This is a genomic window from Pedobacter miscanthi, from assembly GCF_003315595.1.
Classification (GTDB): Bacteria; Bacteroidota; Bacteroidia; order Sphingobacteriales; family Sphingobacteriaceae; genus Pedobacter; species Pedobacter miscanthi.
The window spans coordinates 25,296-48,037 of record NZ_QNQU01000014.1 but is presented as its reverse complement, the minus strand read 5'-3'; the positions used below and the strand labels follow the sequence as shown (position 1 = coordinate 48,037).

The window sequence follows — 22,742 nt, the reverse complement described above, 5'->3', positions numbered from 1 at the left end:
CAACAGCATACCTATATCAGGTTTAAAATAATTGCAGGGTAAATACCTAAAATAAGTGTGATAACTACTGATACCAATAGCACAATTTTATATTGCGCAGGAGCAGAAAGCTCTGTTTCTGCGCCATCTTTAAACCATACGGCAACAATTACCTTAAAGTAATAATAGAAACCAACCAGTGCATTTAAAATGGCAAAGCCAACCAATAGCGACTTATATTCTGTCATTACGTTCAGGAACATCAGGTATTTTCCGATAAAACCAGCAGTTAAAGGAATACCGGCTAAAGAAAGCATGGCAACGGTTAGAGATAAGGCTACCAAAGGATTTTTCTTACCCAAGCCATTAAAACTCTCGAAGCTATCACTACCGGTTTTTTGTTTAACCAGGATTAATACCGCAAAGGCGATGATTGATGCAAAAGTATAAGCTGCTGCATACACCAATACATTGCTGCCAGAGTTTTTAGTTAGTACAATCAGCGAAAATAACAAGTAACCCGCATGCGAAATACTGGAGTAGGCCAACATGCGTTTAAAGTTCTTTTGGAACAGGGCAGTTACGTTACCAATAAATAAGGTTAAGCAAACAATAACAGTTAAAGGTGCAACCCAGAAATCGTGAAGGGGTGCAAATGCACCGCTAAACAACCTTAAAAAAGCAGCAAAACCCGCTGTTTTAACCACGGTACTCATAAAAGTGGTGATTAAAGATGGTGAACCTTCGTATACATCTGGCGTCCAGAAGTGGAAAGGAGCAGCACCAACTTTAAAACATAAGCCGATCATCATCAGGATTACACCCGGATAAAATATCGGCGAAACTGATGTGGTATTGTTAACCAGATAAGCCTGGATTTTATCTAAATCGAATGAACCTGTAGCACCATAAATTAAAGTAATACCGAACAATAAAAAGCCTGTTGAAAAAGCACCCATCAGGAAATACTTTAACGAAGCTTCGTTTGAGGCAAAATCCTTTTTACGGATACCCGCAAGGATGTATAAACTTACCGACATGATTTCCAGGCCTACAAACAGCATGGCCATGTTTTTATATGATACCATCATGATCATCCCGGCTAGTGCGAAAAGGATCAGGGTATAATATTCGGCTACGTTATCGCTTTTAGCGTGAAAATAATTTTGTGTTAATAAAAAGATTAAAAGTGTACCCACAATGCAAACGCCAGAAAAAGCAAGTGCAAAGTTATCGGTCTGCATCATCCCGAAATGAACAGCATTGCCGTTCCACGCACAGAAAGTAAATCCTAATGCAGTAAGTAAGCCAACAACGGTAAGTGGTAGTAATGCTTTATTTGCCTTAAACAAACCTGCATAAAGCACTATAAAAGCTGTTATACTAATGGTTATAATAATATTCATTGCTTAATTTACTGTGTTTAATTTTTGATTTACCTGTTCTAATAAATGTTGTACAGATGCCTCTGTTAAGTGCAAAACCGGTTTCGGGTAAACACCCAGAACAATAATTAATGCACAGATGGTATAAAGAACCAATTTTTCGGTTCCTTTAATGTCGGTGAAAGTGATGGTTAAACTATTGGTTTGGCCAAGCATTACATTCTGGTACATGCGCAACATGTAAACCGCTCCGAAAATGATGGTTAAACCTGCAATGGCAGCTGCCCAGATACCGTAATTGTAAACGCCCATCAGCAATAAAAATTCGCCGATAAATCCGTTTGTTCCTGGTAAAGCCACCGTTCCTAAAACAATAATCAGGAAAGTAATCGCTAATTGTGGTGCAACTTTGGCAATTCCGCCTAACTCTTCAATTTTGTTTGTTTTTAACCTATTAAAAATAATATCGAGGACGAAAAACAAACCTACTACGTTTATACCATGACTTAACATCTGAACCATGGCACCCTGCATGCCCTGTTGGTTAAATGCAAAGATACCTGCAGCAATTAATCCAACGTGGGCGATAGACGAATAAGCCACTAAACGCTTGGCATCTTTCTGCGTAAAAGCAATCAGCGAGGCATAAACAATACCGATAATAGATAAGACAATGGCTACCTGTCCCCAATCGCGAACGCCAAATGGAACAATTGGCAATAACCATCTGATTACTCCGTAAATACCCATTTTTAGCATAATACCTGATAACAGCATTGTTCCCTGTGTAGGAGCAGCTGTATACGTATCAGGTTGCCAGGTGTGGAAAGGGAAAATTGGCATTTTAATGGCAAAAGCAATAAAGAAAGCCCAAAAAATCCATCCCTGTTGTGCACTATCTAAATTTAAAGCATAAAATGCCTGGATATCGAAATTATGTGCAGGATTTTGAAGATACAGGTAAATAATGCCCATCAACATAAATAAAGAACCTGCAATGGTATACACAAAAAACTTCATGTTAATACGGATACGGTCTTTTCCTCCCCAAATGGCACAGATAAAGTAAATTGGTATTAATGCAGCTTCCCATCCGATGTAGAATAAGAAAGCATCTAATGCGGTAAATACCAATAATAAACCCGTTTGCATAAATAAAATCAAGGCATAAAATGCAGCCGGATTTTTATACTCGTGATTGAAGCTCGATAAAATGATAACCGGTACGAGTAAATTGGTAAGTAACACCACCAATAAGCTAATGCCATCGATACCCGCATGGAAATTGATGCCTAAATCAGCAATCCATGGTAAATTAACCTCAAACTGGGTACTTGCATTTGGAATGAAATTACAGGCGATAACCAAAGCCAGCACCAAAGAAACCACCGAAAATACAGTAGAAACGATTTTAGCCGACTTACCAGCAAATGCAGTAATAATTGCACCTACAAGCGGTAAAAATATAAGTAGTAAAAGTTGTTCCATTATTTAATTTTGAACCCTTTTTATATGTATAAAAATGTATATAATAGCAATGCGACGATACCGAATACCATCATAAATATGTAGAAACCTACGTTTCCACTCTGTAACAAACGGATCCCTTTACTGGCTTCGTTTGTGCTCCATCCTAATCCATTCACAATTCCATCAATAAATTTATTGTCGATAATCCTGTAAAAGAATTTCGAAAGTGCATCCAAAGGTTTTGTGATGATGAAATCATAGATCTCATCCAGATAAAATTTGTTGTATGATAATTTTGCCAATGGCGAACGTGGTGCTTCATCAGCAACGGGAATGCGTCCTCCTCTTACATATCTGCCGTAAGCATAAAATAAGGCTGCTACAGCGGCAGTTACAGATATTGCCATTAAACCTATTTCAGTTGAATGATTCAATTCCAGTTCGTGCTGTTGCGAAACACCTGCACCAGCCAACCAATGTGCCAACCATTCGTTTCCACCGAAAATATGAGGGAAATTAATTGCGCCACCAATTGCAGCAAGGATAGCTAAAATGATTAAAGGTAATGTCATCGCTGTTGGCGATTCGTGTACATGGCTTTCTTCATGATGTGTGCCTCGGTATTTACCAGAGAAAGTTAAGAACATCATCCTGAACATATAAAATGCGGTTAAGAATGCAGTTAATACCCCAACTCCCCATAAAATCGGACTAGCTTGGAAAGCATGTGCCAAAATTTCGTCTTTAGAGAAGAAACCAGAGAATGGTGGTAAACCTGCAATTGCAATGGTACCGATCATCATGGTTAAGAAAGTGATAGGAAGTTTTTTTCTTAATCCCCCCATGTGGCGCATATCCTGCTCGTGGTGCATGGCATGGATAACCGAACCGGCACCCAGGAATAATAATGCTTTAAAGAATGCGTGGGTTAATACGTGGAAGAACGAACCTGTATAAGCACCAACGCCTAAGCCTAAAAACATATATCCCAATTGAGATACGGTTGAATAAGCCAGTACTTTTTTAATATCAGTTTGGGTTAAGGCAATAATTGCTGCTACCAAAGCAGTTGCGGCACCAACAATAGCAATGATGTGCTGGGTAAGTGGTGCAAGATCAAATAGAACGCTCGAACGGGCAATCATATAAATACCGGCAGTTACCATGGTTGCAGCATGGATTAAAGCTGAAACAGGTGTTGGTCCGGCCATCGCATCAGGCAACCAGGTAAATAATGGCAATTGCGCCGATTTACCACAGGCACCGATAAACAATAAAATGGTAATTAAAACCAAGGTATCTGTGCTACCGCTGGCAGCCTGAGGGAAAATTTTAGCAAACTCAACACTTCCAAAAGTATTGAAGATTAAAAATACGCCTAATAAAAAGCCTAAATCGCCGATACGGTTCATTACAAAAGCTTTTTTAGCAGCTGATGCATAAGCACTGTTGGTAAACCAGAAACCGATTAACAGGTATGAGCATAAACCTACACCTTCCCAACCGATAAACATCACGATATAGTTGGAACCCAATACCAATAAAAGCATAAAAAATACAAACAGGTTTAGGTAAGCGAAAAACTTACCAAAGCCGGCATCATCGTGCATATAACTGGTAGAATATAAATGGATCAGGAAACCAATTCCGGTAATGATCAGCAGCATAATTGAGCTTAAAGGATCTACCAGGAAAGATAACGGGATATGCAATGTACCTGCACTGATCCAATCGAATAAAAATACTTCGTGAGATTTTTGTGTGTCGCCTTGTAAACTAAAGAAAATAACTACGCTGATAACGAAGGATGCCAGGATAACCCCGCTTCCGATAATACCAACAAGTCCTTTAGATAAAGAGTTTCTGCCTAGTCCATTGATTACAAACCCTAAAAAAGGAAGTAACGGAACCAACCAAATCAATTGTTCTATTGTCATTCTTATTATATATTTACCACTTAAGGCGATTTAAAACATTAATATCTATCGATTTCGTATTGCGGTAAACCATTACGATGATGGCTAATCCTACTGCAACCTCTGCAGCTGCCAGAGCCATAATGAAGAATACGAAAACCTGTCCGGATGGATCGTTGCTATGAACCGAAAAAGCGGTTAAAAGTAAATTAACGGCATTAAGCATCAGCTCAACCGACATGAAAATTACGATGGCATTTCTGCGGGTAAGTACACCAATTACGCCAATAGAAAAAATGATGGCACTTAAATAGATGTAGTGGTTTAGCGGAACGCCCTGAAGTTGTGATGTTAAATTTTCCATTATGCTTCTACCTCATCTCTTTTAGATAATAAAACGGCTCCAACCATTGCTGCCAACAGTAACAGAGATGATAATTCGAACGGTAATAAGAATGGGCCAAACAGCTCTTTCCCTAAATTTTCTACCAATCCTAATCCCTGGTTTTTCAAAACCAACGGACTGTTAATACTTGCCGATTTTAATGAACCAATTAAAGTTACCACTAAACAGCAGCCTGCAATTACCCCTACAATTTTGATCAGCGGCGACTTACTTGGCTCGGTATCTTTGTTCAGGTTAAGTAACATCAGTACAAAAAGAAAGAGTACCATAATTGCCCCCATGTAAACAATAAAGTTTACCACTGCCAAAAATTGTGCATTTAACAGCACATAGTGAACTGTGAAGGTGAAAAAGGTAAGGATTAAGTATAATACGCTATGGATCGGATTTTTTGCAAAAATCACCATCAGCGAAAAGATGATACTTAATGTGGCTACGAAATAGAATACTTGTGTACTCATTAATTTGTTATTTGTTTTATTTGTTTCGTCACCCTGAATTTATTTCAGGGTCTTGCTTAAGAGATGCTGATCCCGAAACTTCGGGACAGCATGACAATTCTATTTACTATTTTTTTATTTCCAATGGCGCCTCTACCAACTTGTCTTTACCGTAAATAAAATCTTTACGTAAATAATCGGCAGGTACAATTGGTCCATCCAGGTAAATTGCCTCTTTAGGGCAGGCTTCTTCACATAATCCACAGAAAATGCAACGCAACATATTGATTTCGTATGTTGCTGCGTATTTTTCTTCGCGGTACAAGTGTTTTTCTTCAGGTTTGCGTTCAGCAGCAATCATAGTAATGGCCTCTGCAGGACAAGACAAGGCACATAAACCGCATGCAGTACAACGCTCTTTACCATTTTCGTCGCGTTTAAGCGAGTGCATCCCTCTAAAGTTGGTCGAGAATTCGCGTTCTACTTCAGGATATCTTACGGTAGCCTCTTTTTTAAATAAGTGACTGATGGTAATGCCCATACCTTTGGCAATTGCCGGCAGGTACATCCGTTCCATAAAGCTCAACGGCTTTTGTTCCAGTACTTTTTTCTTATTACTTAATGATTCCATAATTAAAACTTCTCAATAATCGCAATCACAACACCTGTTATTATAATATTGGCAATAGCCAAAGGTATTAAACCTTTCCATCCCAAGTTCATCAACTGATCATAACGGAAACGCGGGATTGTCCAACGTACCCACATAAAGAAAAAGATAAACAATACAATTTTCAAAAAGAACACTCCAGTTCCGATAAGCGGTGCCCAGGTTGGACCCAAATGTGCAGCAACATAATCCATACCAGGATAGTTATATCCGCCCCAATATAAGGCTGCCATTACTGCCGATGATACAAACATGTTGATATATTCCGCAAACAGGTAAAAACCCAATTTCATTGACGAATATTCCGTATGATAACCACCGATTAATTCGGTTTCACATTCAGGTAAATCGAATGGGGCACGGTTGGTTTCTGCGAAAGAACAAACCATAAAGATTAAAAATCCAAGTGGTTGATATAAAACGTTCCATCTCCATCCATGTTGCTGATCAACAATTTCTTTTAAACTTAATGTATTGGTCATTAAAAGCAATGCGATGATCGATAATCCCATTGCAATTTCATAACTGATGTTCTGCGAAGCGGCACGAATAGCACTTAACAAAGAGTATTTGTTGTTTGAGGCCCATCCACCAATCATTACACCATAAACACCTAACGAAACCACACCAAAAATGTATAAAACACCTACATTGATATCAGAAACTTGTAAAGGAATGGTTTTACCACCAATTTCAATCGGGCTGCCCCATGGAATAACTGCAGTACCGATACAGGCACAGAGTAATGCTAAACCCGGTCCGGCAACAAATAAAAACCTGTTTGATGTTGTAGGAATAATTTCCTCTTTCATAAACATTTTAACACCATCGGCCAGTGGCTGTAAAATACCAAAGGGACCAGCTCTATCCGGACCTAAACGATCCTGTAAATATGCTGCAACCTTACGTTCAGCATAAGTAGAATACATGGCAATAACTAAACTGATGCCGAAAATTACAGCTACCAGGATAAATTTTTCTATAACAAAAGCGCTATCCATTAGTATTTAACTGTTTTATGGAATTCAACTTCATTTGCAGCCTGTAAAGCAGCATTCGGCTGGATTACGTGCAAAGGGATTAATGTTTCGTAGTGGTTTGATGCAATTACCGAAGTATCATCAATATGTGTTGGGTGTTCGATTACCCAATCGGCTGTAGCTTTTTTATCAAAACGGCAGGTATTGCAGATAAATTCTTCAACCTCGCCAAACTGATCTTTACGTGCAGTTACACGCAATACATCAGCTCCTTTATACCAAAGCGTTACCTTACCATTGCATTTTTCGTGATCGCAATCGCGGTGTGCATCAACTGGTTTGGTAAACCAAACACGGTTTTTAAAACGGAAAGTTTTATCGGTTAAAGCACCAACAGGGCAAACATCGATAACATTTCCAGAGAAATCGTTATCAACAGCATGTTGGATATATGTAGAAATTTCAGAATGATCTCCACGGTTTAGGATACCATGAACGCGTTTATTGGTAATCTGATCAGCTGTAAATACACAACGATAGCACAAAATGCAGCGGTTCATGTGCAACTGGATTTTATCGCCAATATCGATACGTTCGAAAGTACGGCGCTCAAACTCATAACGTGTTTTTTGCAAACCATGCTCATAACCTAAATTCTGAAGATCACATTCTCCAGCCTGATCGCAAACCGGGCAATCTAAAGGGTGGTTGATCAATAAAATCTCTACAACACCTGCACGTGCTACTAAAACTTCCGGAGAAGTAATGTTAAGCACTTCCATCCCATCCATTACCGTGGTACGGCAAGAAGCCACCAATTTTGGCATTGGGCGTGGATCTTTCTCCGAACCTTTAGTCACTTTTACAATGCAGGTACGGCATTTACCGCCACTGCCCTGTAATTTAGAATAATAGCACATTGCTGGCGGAACAATATCACCTCCGATCTGCCTTGCAGCATTCAGAATGGTTGTTCCGTTGTCAACCTCTACAGTTATCCCATCTATCGTAACCTTAACTTTTTCACTCATGGTTAATGATATTCTTTTATTTCTTTATCTCGCTTTGGTTTGTGTCTTCACGAACCAATTCTATTTTATATTAATTCCCTTTCGGGATTTTATAACCAATTTCTTTTCTTGGCCTTTGTTGTTGTTCAAGTAGTTCGTCAAAATACCTGAAGATTACTTCAATATTCTTATCCTGATTATCTACTTTCTTTTTTATCTTTTCTACTTCTAACCTGATCTCCGTATTACTTAAAACCATTGTTCTAAGCTGCACAAATACATCAATAATTTTAATACTTACTTCTACCGCTTGTTTACTTTTTAAAACATTTGATAGTTGCAAAATACCATGTTCACTAAATGCAAACGGTAGGTACTTTGAGTGTTGTCCGTGTCTTAAGGTCGCAAATTGCGTCCTTAAGATTTCGTTTTCTTCTTTAGTTAATTCGAACATAAAGCGCTCCGGGAAGCGTTCTATGTTTCTTCTAACCTGTTCTTTTAATCGTTTAGTATCAACGCCAAAGAGTTCTGCCAAATCCGAATCCAACATCACCTTAACTCCCCGGAAAAGATATATTTTATTAATAATTACTTCGTTTGGGACAATTACGGATGTTAATTCTTCTTTCATTTACATATTCTTAGTGTTAAGTTAAACTTTCTTAAGGTCACAAAATGTGACCTTAGATTTTATTTCTATTTCTTGCTTTCGTTTCGTGGCAACACAAACCGAGGCGCGTTTATTTTTCTTCCGTTACCGGAGCTTTTTCAATCGGTGTTGCATAATTTGCGATGCCATAATTTTGGCTCTGGCTTTTAACCGGTTCTTTAATATGCCATTCAAATTCATCCCTGAAGTGACGGATAGCACTGGCAACCGGCCAAGCCGCTGCATCACCTAACGGACAAATGGTATTTCCTTCAATTTTACGTTGGATATCCCACAATAAATCTACATCTTCCATCGTTCCATGACCATGTTCGATTTTGTGTAACACTTTTTCCATCCATCCTGTACCTTCACGGCATGGCGAACACTGTCCACAGCTTTCGTGGTGATAGAATCGAGAGAAGTTCCAGGTATTGCGAACGATACACTGATCCTCGTCGAAAGCAATAAAACCTCCCGAGCCCAACATCGTTCCGGTTGCAAAACCACCTTCTGATAATGATTCGTAACTCATCAAACGGGGTTCGCCGTTTGCTAATTTTAAAGTTAAGTTAGCAGGTAACACAGGAACTGATGATCCACCTGCAACTGTTGCTTTTAAGCGTTTGCCGTTGGCGATACCACCGCAATATTCATCAGAGTAGATAAATTCTTCAACTGGTAAACCTAATTCGATTTCGTAAACACCCGGTTTTACCAAATTACCAGATGCAGATATTAATTTTGTACCTGTACTTCTACCGATACCGATTTTTGCATATTCATCGCCCCCATCGTTGATAATCGGCACAACTGCAGCGATCGATTCTACGTTATTTACTACCGTTGGGCAGCCATATAAACCTGCAATTGCCGGAAATGGCGGTTTAATACGTGGATTACCTCTTTTACCTTCAAGTGATTCTAACAACGCAGTTTCTTCACCGCAGATATAAGCACCACCACCCGGCTGAACATATAATTCAAGATCGTAACCGGTACCCAAAATGTTTTTACCCAACCATCCGGCAGCTTTAGCTTCAGCAATTGCTTTTTCCAAAATACGGATCTGAGGCATCATCTCGCCGCGTACATAGATGTAAGAAACCTTGGCACCTAATGCGAAACTCGATACAATCATTCCCTCGATTAAAGCGTGGGGAATGTATGTCATTAAATAACGGTCTTTAAAAGTTCCCGGCTCAGATTCATCAGCATTACACACCAAATAACGTGCAACACCTTCTGGTTTGGCCAAAAAACTCCATTTCATCCCGGTTGGGAAACCCGCACCTCCGCGACCGCGTAAGCCTGATTTTTTTACCTCTTCAACAATCTCTTCAGGTGTTAAGGTTTTCAGGGCTTTTTCCACAGCACGGTACCCGCCTTTTTGGCGATAGACTTCAAGCGTGTTGATGCCCGGTACGTTTATATGCTCAAGTAACAGTTTTCGAGACATTTTAATTAGTCTATAGTCTGTAGTCAATAGTCCTTAGTCCTGAATCAAAACGATTCACAACTTAAAACTTCGGACTTAGGACTTATTTTTCAAATCTTCAATCAATTTATCTACACTTGCCTCAGTAAGGTTTTCGTAGAAAGTATATTCAGGGCTGATCTGCAAAACCGGGCCGTAACCACAGGCTGCCAAACACTCCACCCCTCTAAAACTGAATAAACCATCAGCCGTAACTTCACCTTCCTTAACCCCTAACTTGTTTTCCAGGTGGCTTAAGATCTTTTCGGCACCGACCAAACAGCATGGACCAGTACGACAAACCTCTAAAGCATATTTACCCTGAGGTTTTAAAAAGTACATGGTATAAAAGGTTGCTACCTCGTAAACTTCAATGGGCTGAATATTCAGATATTCGGCAACTTTATCCATAGCCGAAGTTGGAACCCAAAGAAACTCTGCCTGCACTAAATGTAATAGTGGCAACAATGCCGATTTTTGTTTACCTTCCGGGTAACGGCTTTTAACATCATCAAATTTGGCCAGCAACTCTGATGAAAACTCTACAGGTGTTTGTTCTTCTACTTTAAGCATCTAATTCTCCTGCAATAATATTCATACTACTCATGTTGATAATGGCATCAGACAATAACATGCCTTCGCTCATTGGTGCAAACATCTGGTAGTTTATAAAACTTGGTCTGCGGAAGTGTAAACGGTATGGTGTACGGCCTCCATCATTAATCAGATAGAATCCCAATTCACCATTTCCACCTTCTACAGCATGATATACTTCTGCTTTTGGCGCATCAATCTCACCCATCACAATTTTGAAGTGATAGATCAATGCTTCCATATTGTTATAAACTTCCTGTTTTGGAGGAAGATAAAATTCAGGAACATCGGCATGGAAAATACCTTTTGGTTCTGATTTTAATTTTTCAACGGCCTGCTCAATAATGCGCAAACTTTGCCACATTTCTTCGTTACGAACCAAATACCTGTCGTAAATATCACCGCTCGTTCCAACAGGTACTTCAAAATCGAAATCCTGGTAAGAAGAATACGGATCGCTAACACGAACATCATAATCGACGCCGGTAGCACGTAAAAGCGGACCTGTCCAGCTGTATTCTAAAGCAGTTTCTTTTGTTACTTCTGCAACTCCGGCCGTTCTGTCGATAAAAATACGGTTACGGGTTAACAGGTTTTCAAATTCTTTTAACGCAACAGGAAACTCTTTTAAAAACTTATTGATTTTCGCAAAAGCGATATCGTTGAAATCTCTCTCAAAACCACCAATACGACCAATATTTGTTGTTAAACGTGCACCGCAAACCTCTTCAAAGATTTCGTAAATGTGCTCGCGGAACTGGAATAAATAAAGGAAAGTTGTTGTAGCTCCTGTATCCTGACCAATAATCGTGTTACAGATAATGTGATCGGCAATACGTGAAAGCTCCATTACAATAACGCGCAAATAATCTACACGTTTTGGCATTTGAATATTCAACAACTTTTCAACCGTCATGTGCCAGCCCATATTGTTAATAGGCGAAGAACAATAGTTTAAACGGTCGGTAAGTGGTGTAATCTGATAAAAAGGGCGATGTTCAGCAATCTTTTCGAAAGCGCGGTGAATGTACCCAATCGTAGAAACGCCGCTTACAATACGTTCGCCATCTAATTGCAGAACATTTTGAAAAACGCCGTGGGTTGCAGGGTGTGTTGGGCCTAAGTTTAAGGTTACCAGCTCACTTTGCGGGTCGTTATCTGTAAATACCGGATGGTTATGATTCATAGTTTACCTTCCAAAAAATTCGTCTTTTTTATCTACTCTGTTCGGATCTTCCAATGGATATTGCTTCAACATCGGGTGAACCCCTAAATCATCCATATTTAAAATACGGCGTAAATCAGGATGCCCCTCAAATTTAACCCCAAACAAATCATAAGTTTCGCGCTCCATCCAATTGGCACCTTTCCATACTGTTGTAGCGGTAGGTATAGTAGGATTTTGTTCAGAAATAAAAACTTTAATCCTGATCCTTACTTTTTCTACCATATTATGCAGATGATAAACAACAGCAATGCCGTGGTCTTTACCAGGGTAATGAACTGCAGTGATATCGGTAAGGAAATTAAATTTTAATTCTTCTTTAAGATGCGAAAGCACATTGATGATAACATCTTTATAGGTTACAAAGGTTAATAAACCATAAGGCTCAGAAACAGCAGTAACTTTTTCGCCAAACCTTTCGGTTAGCTTAACATGGATGTCGTTATTTAGTGTCGTTTCTTCCATTATTTAATGCCGTATTGACCTAAAAGTTCTTTGTAATAATCAGAGTTCCGTCTTCTGCCCGATTCGTTTTTCACTAAATCCTGAATACGCTGAAAGCCATCCAAAATGGCTTCAGGTCTTGGCGGGCAACCCGGAACGTAAACATCCACAGGAATAACCTCATCAATACCCTGCAGCACAGAATAGGTATCGAAAATACCACCACTGCTTGCGCAGGCACCAACAGCCATTACCCAACGTGGCTCTGCCATCTGGATATAAACCTGTTTTAATACCGGAGCCATCTTTTTAGCGATGGTTCCCATTACCATTAAAACATCGGCCTGGCGGGGAGAAAAGCTTAAACGTTCTGCTCCAAAACGACCTAAATCGTAGTGCGAACCCATGGTAGCCATAAATTCGATTCCGCAACAAGAAGTTGCGAAAGGCAATGGCCATAAGGAATTTGAGCGGGCCAAACCAATCACCTTATCTAAGGAAGTGGCAAAATAGCCAGGTCCTTCGGTTCCTGGAGGCGCATCAACTATATTAATTTCACTCATGTTTATAAACAAAAAATGCTCATCCCTTTGCAGAATGAGCAACAAATTTACAATATTTTAAAGGCAATTAAACTAGCTTTACCAGATTTAGAACCTTTCTAAATAACCTAAAGTGGTTGAAGATAGTGTAAGTGATACACATTTCAGTTTGCAGTTGCCATTTAACAGTTACCAGTTCTAAAATTGGACTAAAAACGGCCTGTTGCGAACTGAAAATTGCTAACTGATTAGTTCCAGTCTAAAACTTTTTTCTTGATTACGTAGATAAAACCTAACAATAAAGTGCCCATAAAAATGAACATCTCAATCATCCCATCCATTTTTAAAGCACGGAAATTAACCGCCCAAGGATACATAAAGATTACCTCTACATCGAAAAGCACAAACAGGATGGCTACAACAAAATATTTGATAGAGAAAGGCTGACGGGCATTACCTACCGATTTAATACCGGCCTCAAAAGTTTCCAGTTTATCGGCTGTTTTACGTTTCGGGCCTAATAAGTGGGTTGCAACCAATGTGGTTACCACAAAACCTAAAGCAACGATTACCTGAAATATAATGGGTAAAAAATCTATAGAGGAACTTTGCGCTTGCATATGAATTATTTTATGATGCAAAAGTAAAAGAAAAAGGCAGAGTAACCAAACTCTGCCTTTTCTAAATTATTTAACTTTTAATTATTTGCCTTTTGCTTTCGCTTTTGGAGCGGCGGCAGGAGACTGCAGTTCTTTAAGCTTAGCTGCTGCAAATGGTCCTTGTGGATCAAGCGCTATACTCTTATTTAAAAAATCAATAGCTTTTGCTTTATCCTTATCAGCATAATACGCACCTAAGTAATCGTAAGATTCTACAAGGTTTGTTTTATTAGTTGCTTGCTCTTCAGGTTTAACTAAACTAATGTATTTTTCAAAATATGGAATAGATGCATATTTTGGATTTGCTTTATCTTCTAACAAATTAGCAATCCTGGCTCTTGTAAAATAACCTAAAGCAAACTCCGGTGAAACTTTATTTAAGTGACTCAATGCTGAATCCGCTTCAACCAATGCAGCTGTGTTTAAAGGTTTCTTATCTTTTTGTGCAAAATACCCTTCCAAGAATCTAGTTTGACCTATATAGTAGTAATTGGTTAATGAACCTTTACCATTAGGATTATATTTAGTTGCTAAAGTATAAATCTCTGCTGCTTTGCCATATTTCTTAGCTTTGTATAATGCTAAACCTGCTTCAGCTAATGCATCCGCATTGGTAGAATCAATTTTTGCAGCTTCAATAATATTATTTACACCTAAACTATCCTGACCAGCTTTTAATTGAGCTTTACCTAAATAAAGGTAATCGTTGCCTAAAATTTTAGTTTTATCTTTTTCTTTTGCGAAAAATTCTGTTAAACTGGTTAATGCCTGAGGGTAGTTACCGTTTTCATAAGCTGCCCAGCCTTTCATCCTGGCAACAACATTCCCTTTAGGATCGTTTGCAGGAACTTGTAATGCAGTTGCCACTTGTTCAAGTGTTTTGTAATCTTTAGCATAAAATAAAAACTGTGCATAACGTAATTGAGATTCCAAAGATTTATCGGTTAAATCCATGTATTTTTTATAATTCTCAATCGCTTTAGCTGCTTTTTCTTTATCTGTACCAAAGCTACTCCACTGTAAGTATAACTCACCTAACTCACGGTAAGCCGGACCATAATTTGCATCAGCTGCAATTACATCCTGTAATTCTTTTTCACCTTCAGGAAATGCTCTAGACTCTTTATACATCTTACCAATCTGAGTTTTTGCACGTCTGTTATTAGGATCAACATCTCCAACACGCATGTATGGACCTAATGCTTCAGAATTTTTCTTCTGCAAAGCATAGGCGTCACCTTGAGCCAAGAAAACTTCGGCGTCTTTATCTTTCGAATCCAACTCATCAGCTTTGGTAATATTCGCTAAAGCGTTTGTAAAATCAGGTTTAGATACGTCATCACTTGGTTTATCCTGCGCTAAATAAGCTTTACCGATATACAAATAAGTCTTGTAATCTTTCGGTGCCAATGCAACAGCTTTATCAAAATTAGATTTTGCTGATGTTGGATTGTTAGATAACATATCTGCTTCGCCTAAACCAATTAAATTTAGGTTATTTTTTGGATCGGCAGTTACACCTTTGTTAAATACCGCTCTTGCAGAGTCGATATAACCGGTTTTTAAGTAAACCAAGCCAAGATTGTAATAATTATTACCATCTGATGCTTTGGAGCTCACCAACGATTTAAGCACTGATGATGCTTTTTGGTACTGTTCAGCGTCAATGGCTTTTTTCGCGTCATTTAAATCTTGAGCAAAAACTGCAGAACCCATCAACACCAAACCTACATTTAAGGTTATTGCTTTCTTTAAAATTTTCATCGGATATTCTGTTTTTTTTTAATAAAAATGAAGTGTCTCTTTAGATTTACTTCGTGGTTCAATTTATAGTTTTTTAATTTAATTTCACTTTGTCAGGTGAAGTTCCCTCGGCATCAGCTTGTGCGGACCGAGTCCAGATTTAAGTACAATCAACTGTCCTCTCTGACTTCTTAACCATGTTGCAAATCCTGTGCCTAAACCATCCCTGCCTTCGCAGTCGATGATATTTATATTTCGTAGGAAAGGATAAACACCATTGATCAGATTATCCTGGGTTGGTTTATAAAACTGGTCATCTCCAACCTTGCCCTTCAGATTTTTCACTCCCAATACTTTTACCTGCGAAAGGTATTCACTAGCTTCTGTATTCTGATCGGCAATCCAATTTACGCCCAAAATACCAATAAAATTTTTATCTTCTGCAATAAGTTTAATTACTTCTTTGCTGGAATTTTTAGAGTAAACACCTGTAGCTGGAAATTGACTGATTTTAGCCAGTTCTTTAAAGTATTGAAAAGTGCTTGAATAAGCATTATCGAACACCAATTTTTTATCTGATTTCTTCCCCTGTAATATATCAATCACCTCTTTAACGGTAATAGTGCTATCAATATTGCCCTGGTTAGTAATTAAAGCAATTCCATCAATGGCAAAACGCGATGTATTGATTTTAATATTCCGCTGGTTGTAATACTTTTCTTCTGCTTTGGTTAATAACCTCGGTAACACAATTACCCTCACACTATCGTTTAAAAAAGCGGGCAAAAGTTTCTCTTCAGGTTTAACAGTAAGCTGAAATTTGGCCTGCGGATAATCAAGATTGAATATATCAATCTGATCCTGTACAATCGGGCCTACACTTTCATCCACCAGCATTTTTAGTGTACCGCTGGTGCGTGTTTCTTTAACCGCATCTGTTTTTGCTTTACTCTTACAGGATACCAGAGCAAGTACACATAATATAAAAAGGAAATTTCTCATTAATGATTTAGTCGCGCCTACCCAGGCTTAATAATCTTACAAAAGCATAAATAATCAGGAAGATACCTATTGCGATTCTGCCCCATTGTGGAATTGTACTTAAACGGAGGGCAATCGGCTCGTAAAAAATGAATGCAAAGCCCAGAACCACATAAAAGACAAACATGATAAGGCCTAAAATGAGCAAAAACCGCTGTTTAGGCGATTTTTGCTTAAAAATATCAAAATTTAACATCTACTATTAGTTCAATGTAAAGTTAACGTTGATGTTGTATTTTACCCTTACCGGCTTACCATTTTGGATACCTGGGTTCCAACGTGGACTAGCTTTCAACACACGGATGGCTTCTTCATCAGTTCCGCTACCCAAACCGCGGGTAACCTGGATATCTGTTAATTTACCATCTTTTTCAACAACGAAAGATAAGAATACTTTACCCTGAACGTTGTTTTCCTGTGCCATTGGCGGATATTTAATTGCTCCTCCTAAATACTTATAGAATTTCGCAATACCTCCCGGATATTCTGGTTGTTTCTCGATACTAACAAAGTCGTAAACTTTATTATCATCAACCGCAACAGCAGCTTCTCTTTTTGGTCCTTCTCCAACCGGTTCAGCGATATTGATCTCTGCAGTTGGATCACCTTTGATATCCCTCTGACCTGGGTCAGCTTCTTTCAATTTTTCAACTGTAGGTGGTTCATCACGAACCTCGATATCAGGTTTTACAATTGGAGGTGGCATTTTCACCTGATCTACCTTTGGTGGCGGTGGCTCTACCGGTGGCGGTGGAGGTGTTTCGGGGTTAACCGGTGGTGGTGGAGCTAAAATTACTTCCTGTGCTTTTACCTGATCTTCCTGCTGATCCATTGAACCTTTGATAAGGCTATAGATTTTTGGAGAGAAAAATAATACAAGGAAGATAATAGATCCAATAATTAAGGCTTTAGTAGTGTTGGCACCATTTGTTTTACGCAATTGGTACGCACCATAGTTTTTGTTTTTATCGGCAAAAACCACTTCAAGCCATTCTTTTCTGAATATATCTAACTTCGACATAACTATTGGTTTTACTGATTATAAAATTCCCTTTTCTTTCATGAACTGTTTCTCATTGTCAAGGATGTTATCATCATCAATCTGACGAACCTTTACTTTAAGAATTTCTAACTCGTCCATAATATCAACAAAGTTCTGAAAGGTAGAACCTGATGTTGGTTTTACAAGTACAACAAAGTCGCCTGCAACACCCGAAGCATCAGCTGTTTTTCTATTTTTTACAATAGCGTCTTCAATTTGTGATGCTGATTCGATAGTTGGAGCACTTTCACCAGCTACTCCCATGTACCATGCTACTTTATTGTTTTTACCCAATAATATGGTCATTGTTTTACTTGCTTTCAGCTCTAATCTGTTTTCAGGTAACTTTTCGTTTTTATCCGGTTTTGCAATATCCATCGCCTGTGGCGTAGAGATTACTGTTGTTAAGATAAAGAATGTTACCAAAAGAAACATTAGATCCACCATCGGGGTCATATCAACCCTTGGCGTGGCTTTCTTCCCGCCCGTGTTTAATTCTGCCATTTCTTATTTCTTTTTAGCTTCAGAGTTAGTTACCAACAAGAATTTGTTTACACTTTGTTTCTGAAGTACATCAATAATCTTTTTAACTACCGGATATTCTTCTTTAGCATCACCTTTGATACTGATACGCATATCCTGATTGTTGATTTCTTTAGTAGCTTTACGTGCATTTAAAACCCAGGCATTTAACTGATTGTCAGTCGAATCTGAAGGTATACCCGGTTGTACTCCAGGTTTCATACGGTCAGCTCCGTTTAATGCAATCAGTGATTTTAAATTCTGGATTGGCACACCGAAACTTCCTATCGCCGAAAAACGTTGTACTTCTAAAGGAGTGAACGATATTTTGTACTGTTCGCCCATTAGCTCTAATGTTTTCGCTCTTACTTTAACACCTGCTACTTCAAAGAAAACTTTACCCTGCCCAATGGTTAATATCGCATTGTTTTCTACCGGTACCTTAAACTCATACGTAGATGAAGGTGTAGAAACGGCTAGTGGTTCTGGTTGCCTCGCTGTAGCAGTTAAGATGAAGAAAGTAAGTAACAATGAAGCCACATCACACATGGCAGTCATATCTGTTACTGTACTTGTTCTTTTAACTTTAATTCTAGGCATAATATTTTTACTAGTTTTTAATAATGATGATCTTTTTTCCGGTTTTCCATAAAGCCGGTAAAAATTTTTTCAAAATTCTTATTTATGCGAACTAGCGTATGTTTGAACGATGCTGAAACCAGCCTCATCGATTGCGTAAGTTAACTTGTCGATTTTAGAAGTTAATACGTTGTACATGATAATTGCCACAGTAGATACCAAGATACCAGTTGCAGTGTTGATAAGTGCCTCAGAGATACCTACCGCTAATGCCGACTGATCTGGAGCACCAGAGTTTGCTAAACCGGCGAATGCACGGATCATACCTGTTACTGTACCCAATAAACCTACCAATGTACCGATTGATACCAAAGTTGCAATTACAGTTAAGTTTTGCTCTAACATTGGCATTTCTAAAGCTGTAGCTTCTTCAACCTCTTTTTGGATGGCAACGATTGATTGCTCAACATCCATGTTGGTATCAGCTTCAACTTCGCTATATTTTTTCAAACCAGATTTAATTACGTTAGCAACTGAACCTTGTTGTTTGTCACACTCCGCTTTTGCAGCTTCGATGTTTCCTGCGCTTAATAAACCTTGTACTTTACGGATGAAAGTATCTAAGCTTGATTTTCCACTTGCTTTACCAATAACGATGAAACGCTCGATAGAGAATACAATTACTACCAATAGTAATCCAACCAAGATCGCTACGATAGGGCCTCCTTTGTATGCTGTTCCAAGATAGTTACCAGGTAATGGTAATTTTTCTCTGTCACCATCGATAAAGTTACTTCCTTCTCCGAATACGAATCTCCAAACACAGAATCCAATAACAATACAGATTGGAATAACGAATGTTGCAAATACATTTGAAGCACTAGAAGAGCTCTCTTTTTTAACAGTTGTTGGTTTTGGTGCGTTTGCCATTTTTTTTGAAATTTTAGTTTTAGTTCTTGTTTTTAATTTTTAGCTGTTTTTTCTTACTGTAATACACACAACGTTTCTTATCCGAAATTGTTGCGAAAAACAAATTTATAAATTGATTTTAAATTACAAATTAATAAATCAATAAGCAATTAAATCGTTACTTAGAATTTAGTTTCGGTAAACCAATTTGGGTGTATAACAAAAAAATTGCCCCAGCCGAGGCAATTCTTTCACAATAAAAACTAAAAAAAAATCGAATTGCAAATTTTTTGTTCAAAAAATGCATTTTAAAGCACATTTAACATAATTTTAACGCTTCGTGTCTGCTTTTTGACACTTTTGTCAGTTCGAACTGTTTAAAATTCTCTTCGAAGGCATCAGCCAGCTGATAAGCCTTTAAAAAATATTCTTCCTGATTATCCCATGTTTTAGAAGGATCTAAAATATCACTTGGAACACCCGGACAATTTAACGGCATCATTAATTTAAATACATGGTGCTGTTTATAATGGTTATGGTTTAAACTTCCGTTTAAAGCAGCCTTGATCATGGCACGGGTGTAGCTTAACTTCATCCTTTTGCCTACACCATAAGCCCCCCCGCTCCATCCGGTGTTTACCAGCCAAACGTTTACCTCGTGCTTTTTCATTTTTTCGCCCAACAAAGCCGCATATTTTGAAGGGTGCAACGGAAGAAAAGCTTTACCAAAGCAGGCAGAAAAGGTGAGCTGAGGTTCGGTAACACCTGCTTCGGTTCCGGCAACCTTTGCGGTGTAGCCACTCATAAAGTGGAACATGGCCTGCTCAACATTTAATTTTGAAATTGGTGGCAAAACACCAAATGCATCGGCAGTTAGGAAAAAGATATTTTTAGGAACAGCTGCTATTGATGGTATAATTGCATTATCAATATAATCTATAGGATAAGCAACGCGTGTATTCTCTGTTTTATCGATATTGGCATAATCAACCTCTTTTGTACCCGGAAAAAAGTTGATGTTTTCTAATAAGGAACCAAATTTAATGGCCTTAAAAATCTGTGGCTCTTTCTCTTCGGTTAGATCAACACATTTTGCATAACAGCCGCCTTCGAAGTTAAATACCGAATCGTTACCCCAGCCATGTTCGTCATCACCAATCAAACCTCTTTCGGGATCGGCAGATAATGTGGTTTTACCTGTTCCGGATAAACCAAAGAATATGGCCGTATCGCCATCTTTGCCCACATTGGCAGAACAGTGCATAGAAAGCGTATTCTTATATACAGGCAGGATAAAATTTAACACCGAAAAGATTCCCTTTTTAATTTCGCCAGTATAACCCGTACCACCAATCAGGATCATCTTTTTGGTAAAGTTGATCACGGAGAAATTTTCCTGACGGGTTCCATCAACAGCAGTATCGGCCAGAAAACCTGGTGCCGCAATGATGGTCCATTCTGGCATACCCACCAAACCATCTTCATCAGGGCGGATAAATAAATGATGAGCAAAAAGATTCTGGTAAGCCGTTTCTGTAATTACCCGGATGGAAATCGAATAATCAGGATCGGCACATGCTGTAGCATCACGCACATAAATTGTTCTGTCGCCAAGATAACCGGTGATCTTACCATATAACTGGTCAAATTTTTCCGGACTGATTTTGATGTTCACATCTCCCCACCATACTTGGTCCTCTGTTACATCGTCGCACACGATAAACCTGTCTTTAGGCGAACGTCCGGTAAATTTCCCGGTATCAATAGCCAGCGCACCCGACGCGGCCATGGTACCTTCATTATTTAATAAGGCTTCATCAATTAACTCTTTTGGAGACAATTGGTACTTTACAGCAATGTTCTCGCCGAGATTTAAATAGCCTAAATCTGGCGCTTGCAGCTTCTTTTTGCTCATAACAATAAGTTAGTTAGTGGAGCAAAGGTAAAGACTTATCTTCCACAAAAACGAGTTTTAAAACGTAAATTTTTACATATTGTAGCAAATACACTATCACATAAATATCTTATTATCAGTTTATTATTACGTATTTTTAAACTTAAAAAAAATTAAAAATATACACTAAGTAAAATCTGGTAAATGGTTTTAGTGTAATTAAATTTTTGAGAGATAGGGTTTTAATACTGCAAAAATCTTTACTAATAGCAATAAAGGATCAACATGTCATTTAGGAATGAAATAAAGATTTATACTTTTATCGAGCAAATAATCGAGAATGAACTGGGAAACACTTAGAAAAAAGATATATTATATTGATGGTTCTTTAAGGGATATATATGTTAAAAATACAAATATCGAAGATTGGGAGAAATGGATAGATCTTATAAACACCGGTTATAAAGTGGCGTTTTATAATGGCCTATCGGGTGAAACGGAAAGCCAGATTGATAAAAGTATTGTTTTTGATTACTTGAATGGCAAGTCAGATTTATTAAGAGGCGTTAATATACACCTGGAGGGTATTCTTATTAAATGCCATTTTTTTGGAGGTGATGAAATCGAAAATGACATTACTCCTTTAGAAATTAACTCGATTGAGGATCATAACAGGCTGGTAAATTATTTAAAAGATGTTTCGGTCTGTTTGGGTAAAGAGGTTATGTTAACCCCCGAAAATTATTTGGATTACGAAAGGAAATTAATTGTTGTTAATGGTAACGATATTGAGTTTGATGTATCTGGCCATATTATGCCTGAACACTTAAATCAGGATAAAGTTAAAAACGACAGCCCAAAAAAATTATCCATCATTTTTTTAACCATTTTATTATGTCTTTTAATCTGGAACATCATTCCAATCATACAGGTAAAAATGCAGTTGGTTAGCGATTTTATTCCCAGCAGTATTTTTTATGAAGTAGCTAAACCTTTTATATACATCAGCACTGTTCTGTTGTTGGTAAACATCGTGGCTTTTGCCTTATTTTTCAAAAGAAAATATCTAACGGTGATAATTTTGGGTGGGATTGCCATTTGCTTAAACCTGCTATATACCTTTTTTAATCATTTTTTATAGCCTTATCATTCAAATTAACACTCAA

At 38.2% G+C, this 22,742-nt stretch carries 23 protein-coding genes; 1 reads left to right on the top strand and 22 read right to left on the bottom strand.

Annotated elements, in window-relative coordinates; genetic code table 11:
* Window positions 1-11 precede the first annotated feature (11 nt).
* From DRW42_RS16475 to pckA, 22 genes are all read right to left on the bottom strand, one after another.
* Window positions 12-1,385 (bottom strand): NADH-quinone oxidoreductase subunit N, encoded by a 1,374-nt coding sequence (locus DRW42_RS16475; protein ID WP_113949931.1) that lies wholly within the window; start codon window positions 1,383-1,385, stop codon window positions 12-14.
* Between the two features lie 3 nt (window positions 1,386-1,388).
* Window positions 1,389-2,852: a complex I subunit 4 family protein gene (locus tag DRW42_RS16470; protein WP_113949930.1), complete on the bottom strand. Its 1,464-nt coding sequence runs from the start codon at window positions 2,850-2,852 to the stop codon at window positions 1,389-1,391.
* 20 nt (window positions 2,853-2,872) lie between these two features.
* Window positions 2,873-4,765, bottom strand: coding sequence for an NADH-quinone oxidoreductase subunit L (nuoL, locus tag DRW42_RS16465; protein WP_113950052.1), 1,893 nt, complete (start codon window positions 4,763-4,765; stop codon window positions 2,873-2,875).
* 19 nt (window positions 4,766-4,784) lie between these two features.
* Entirely contained in the window at window positions 4,785-5,114 is a 330-nt protein-coding gene (gene nuoK / locus DRW42_RS16460; RefSeq protein WP_055908793.1) for an NADH-quinone oxidoreductase subunit NuoK, read from the bottom strand.
* Window positions 5,114-5,617, bottom strand: a complete 504-nt coding sequence (locus tag DRW42_RS16455; RefSeq protein WP_113949929.1) for an NADH-quinone oxidoreductase subunit J family protein — start codon at window positions 5,615-5,617, stop codon at window positions 5,114-5,116. The genes nuoK and DRW42_RS16455 overlap by 1 nt, the downstream gene beginning before the upstream one ends.
* A gap of 106 nt (window positions 5,618-5,723) precedes the next feature.
* Complete coding sequence (locus DRW42_RS16450) at window positions 5,724-6,227, bottom strand: NuoI/complex I 23 kDa subunit family protein (RefSeq protein ID WP_113949928.1); 504 nt, start codon at window positions 6,225-6,227, stop codon at window positions 5,724-5,726.
* Between the two features lie 2 nt (window positions 6,228-6,229).
* Window positions 6,230-7,267, bottom strand: a complete 1,038-nt coding sequence (gene nuoH, locus DRW42_RS16445) for an NADH-quinone oxidoreductase subunit NuoH (RefSeq protein ID WP_113949927.1) — start codon at window positions 7,265-7,267, stop codon at window positions 6,230-6,232.
* On the bottom strand, window positions 7,267-8,277 hold the full coding sequence (locus DRW42_RS16440; protein WP_113949926.1) for an NADH-quinone oxidoreductase subunit G: 1,011 nt from the start codon (window positions 8,275-8,277) through the stop codon (window positions 7,267-7,269). Before DRW42_RS16440 ends, nuoH begins: the two co-directional genes overlap by 1 nt.
* A 70-nt stretch (window positions 8,278-8,347) precedes the next feature.
* Entirely contained in the window at window positions 8,348-8,887 is a 540-nt protein-coding gene (locus DRW42_RS16435) for an ORF6N domain-containing protein (RefSeq protein WP_113949925.1), read from the bottom strand.
* A 109-nt stretch (window positions 8,888-8,996) separates the two neighbouring features.
* The gene (gene nuoF / locus DRW42_RS16430; RefSeq protein WP_113949924.1) at window positions 8,997-10,364 is read right to left on the bottom strand and encodes an NADH-quinone oxidoreductase subunit NuoF; all 1,368 of its coding nucleotides are present in this window, start codon (window positions 10,362-10,364) and stop codon (window positions 8,997-8,999) included.
* Window positions 10,365-10,439: 75 nt separating this feature from the next.
* Window positions 10,440-10,955, bottom strand: a complete 516-nt coding sequence (locus DRW42_RS16425) for an NADH-quinone oxidoreductase subunit NuoE family protein (protein WP_113949923.1) — start codon at window positions 10,953-10,955, stop codon at window positions 10,440-10,442.
* The gene (locus tag DRW42_RS16420) at window positions 10,948-12,162 is read right to left on the bottom strand and encodes an NADH-quinone oxidoreductase subunit D (protein ID WP_113949922.1); all 1,215 of its coding nucleotides are present in this window, start codon (window positions 12,160-12,162) and stop codon (window positions 10,948-10,950) included. The genes DRW42_RS16425 and DRW42_RS16420 overlap by 8 nt, the downstream gene beginning before the upstream one ends.
* Before the next feature lie 3 nt (window positions 12,163-12,165).
* Window positions 12,166-12,666 (bottom strand): NADH-quinone oxidoreductase subunit C, encoded by a 501-nt coding sequence (locus DRW42_RS16415; RefSeq protein WP_113949921.1) that lies wholly within the window; start codon window positions 12,664-12,666, stop codon window positions 12,166-12,168.
* Window positions 12,666-13,208, bottom strand: a complete 543-nt coding sequence (locus tag DRW42_RS16410; protein ID WP_039472971.1) for an NADH-quinone oxidoreductase subunit B — start codon at window positions 13,206-13,208, stop codon at window positions 12,666-12,668. Before DRW42_RS16410 ends, DRW42_RS16415 begins: the two co-directional genes overlap by 1 nt.
* A 227-nt stretch (window positions 13,209-13,435) precedes the next feature.
* Complete coding sequence (locus DRW42_RS16405) at window positions 13,436-13,807, bottom strand: NADH-quinone oxidoreductase subunit A (protein ID WP_113949920.1); 372 nt, start codon at window positions 13,805-13,807, stop codon at window positions 13,436-13,438.
* Window positions 13,808-13,888: 81 nt separating this feature from the next.
* Window positions 13,889-15,610 (bottom strand): tetratricopeptide repeat protein, encoded by a 1,722-nt coding sequence (locus DRW42_RS16400; protein WP_113949919.1) that lies wholly within the window; start codon window positions 15,608-15,610, stop codon window positions 13,889-13,891.
* A gap of 84 nt (window positions 15,611-15,694) precedes the next feature.
* Complete coding sequence (locus DRW42_RS16395; protein WP_113949918.1) at window positions 15,695-16,591, bottom strand: PstS family phosphate ABC transporter substrate-binding protein; 897 nt, start codon at window positions 16,589-16,591, stop codon at window positions 15,695-15,697.
* Between the two features lie 241 nt (window positions 16,592-16,832).
* Window positions 16,833-17,651 carry an energy transducer TonB gene (locus DRW42_RS16385; protein ID WP_113949916.1) on the bottom strand — a complete coding sequence of 273 codons (819 nt, stop codon included), beginning with the start codon at window positions 17,649-17,651 and terminating at the stop codon, window positions 16,833-16,835.
* Between the two features lie 18 nt (window positions 17,652-17,669).
* Complete coding sequence (locus DRW42_RS16380; protein WP_113949915.1) at window positions 17,670-18,176, bottom strand: ExbD/TolR family protein; 507 nt, start codon at window positions 18,174-18,176, stop codon at window positions 17,670-17,672.
* Between the two features lie 3 nt (window positions 18,177-18,179).
* On the bottom strand, window positions 18,180-18,794 hold the full coding sequence (locus tag DRW42_RS16375) for a biopolymer transporter ExbD (RefSeq protein WP_113949914.1): 615 nt from the start codon (window positions 18,792-18,794) through the stop codon (window positions 18,180-18,182).
* Between the two features lie 78 nt (window positions 18,795-18,872).
* Window positions 18,873-19,703 (bottom strand): MotA/TolQ/ExbB proton channel family protein, encoded by an 831-nt coding sequence (locus tag DRW42_RS16370; protein WP_108197404.1) that lies wholly within the window; start codon window positions 19,701-19,703, stop codon window positions 18,873-18,875.
* A gap of 298 nt (window positions 19,704-20,001) precedes the next feature.
* Window positions 20,002-21,597 (bottom strand): phosphoenolpyruvate carboxykinase (ATP), encoded by a 1,596-nt coding sequence (gene pckA / locus DRW42_RS16365; RefSeq protein ID WP_113949913.1) that lies wholly within the window; start codon window positions 21,595-21,597, stop codon window positions 20,002-20,004.
* A gap of 319 nt (window positions 21,598-21,916) precedes the next feature.
* Here pckA and DRW42_RS16360 point away from each other — a divergent pair, with 319 nt between their 5' ends.
* Window positions 21,917-22,717, top strand: coding sequence for a hypothetical protein (locus tag DRW42_RS16360; RefSeq protein ID WP_113949912.1), 801 nt, complete (start codon window positions 21,917-21,919; stop codon window positions 22,715-22,717).
* Window positions 22,718-22,742 lie beyond the last annotated feature (25 nt).

Excerpts from the sequence above, each read along its gene's own strand:
- DRW42_RS16475 (WP_113949931.1), bottom strand. The coding sequence starts at position 1,385 with ATGAATATTATTATAACCATTAGTATAACAGCTTTTATAGTGCTTTAT.
- DRW42_RS16470 (WP_113949930.1), bottom strand. The coding sequence starts at position 2,852 with ATGGAACAACTTTTACTACTTATATTTTTACCGCTTGTAGGTGCAATT.
- nuoK (WP_055908793.1), bottom strand. The coding sequence starts at position 5,114 with ATGGAAAATTTAACATCACAACTTCAGGGCGTTCCGCTAAACCACTAC.
- DRW42_RS16455 (WP_113949929.1), bottom strand. The coding sequence starts at position 5,617 with ATGAGTACACAAGTATTCTATTTCGTAGCCACATTAAGTATCATCTTT.
- DRW42_RS16450 (WP_113949928.1), bottom strand. The coding sequence starts at position 6,227 with ATGGAATCATTAAGTAATAAGAAAAAAGTACTGGAACAAAAGCCGTTG.
- nuoH (WP_113949927.1), bottom strand. The coding sequence starts at position 7,267 with ATGGATAGCGCTTTTGTTATAGAAAAATTTATCCTGGTAGCTGTAATT.
- DRW42_RS16440 (WP_113949926.1), bottom strand. The coding sequence starts at position 8,277 with ATGAGTGAAAAAGTTAAGGTTACGATAGATGGGATAACTGTAGAGGTT.
- DRW42_RS16435 (WP_113949925.1), bottom strand. The coding sequence starts at position 8,887 with ATGAAAGAAGAATTAACATCCGTAATTGTCCCAAACGAAGTAATTATT.
- nuoF (WP_113949924.1), bottom strand. The coding sequence starts at position 10,364 with ATGTCTCGAAAACTGTTACTTGAGCATATAAACGTACCGGGCATCAAC.
- DRW42_RS16425 (WP_113949923.1), bottom strand. The coding sequence starts at position 10,955 with ATGCTTAAAGTAGAAGAACAAACACCTGTAGAGTTTTCATCAGAGTTG.
- DRW42_RS16420 (WP_113949922.1), bottom strand. The coding sequence starts at position 12,162 with ATGAATCATAACCATCCGGTATTTACAGATAACGACCCGCAAAGTGAG.
- DRW42_RS16415 (WP_113949921.1), bottom strand. The coding sequence starts at position 12,666 with ATGGAAGAAACGACACTAAATAACGACATCCATGTTAAGCTAACCGAA.
- DRW42_RS16410 (WP_039472971.1), bottom strand. The coding sequence starts at position 13,208 with ATGAGTGAAATTAATATAGTTGATGCGCCTCCAGGAACCGAAGGACCT.
- DRW42_RS16405 (WP_113949920.1), bottom strand. The coding sequence starts at position 13,807 with ATGCAAGCGCAAAGTTCCTCTATAGATTTTTTACCCATTATATTTCAG.
- DRW42_RS16400 (WP_113949919.1), bottom strand. The coding sequence starts at position 15,610 with ATGAAAATTTTAAAGAAAGCAATAACCTTAAATGTAGGTTTGGTGTTG.
- DRW42_RS16395 (WP_113949918.1), bottom strand. The coding sequence starts at position 16,591 with ATGAGAAATTTCCTTTTTATATTATGTGTACTTGCTCTGGTATCCTGT.
- DRW42_RS16385 (WP_113949916.1), bottom strand. The coding sequence starts at position 17,651 with ATGTCGAAGTTAGATATATTCAGAAAAGAATGGCTTGAAGTGGTTTTT.
- DRW42_RS16380 (WP_113949915.1), bottom strand. The coding sequence starts at position 18,176 with ATGGCAGAATTAAACACGGGCGGGAAGAAAGCCACGCCAAGGGTTGAT.
- DRW42_RS16375 (WP_113949914.1), bottom strand. The coding sequence starts at position 18,794 with ATGCCTAGAATTAAAGTTAAAAGAACAAGTACAGTAACAGATATGACT.
- DRW42_RS16370 (WP_108197404.1), bottom strand. The coding sequence starts at position 19,703 with ATGGCAAACGCACCAAAACCAACAACTGTTAAAAAAGAGAGCTCTTCT.
- pckA (WP_113949913.1), bottom strand. The coding sequence starts at position 21,597 with ATGAGCAAAAAGAAGCTGCAAGCGCCAGATTTAGGCTATTTAAATCTC.
- DRW42_RS16360 (WP_113949912.1), top strand. The coding sequence starts at position 21,917 with ATGAACTGGGAAACACTTAGAAAAAAGATATATTATATTGATGGTTCT.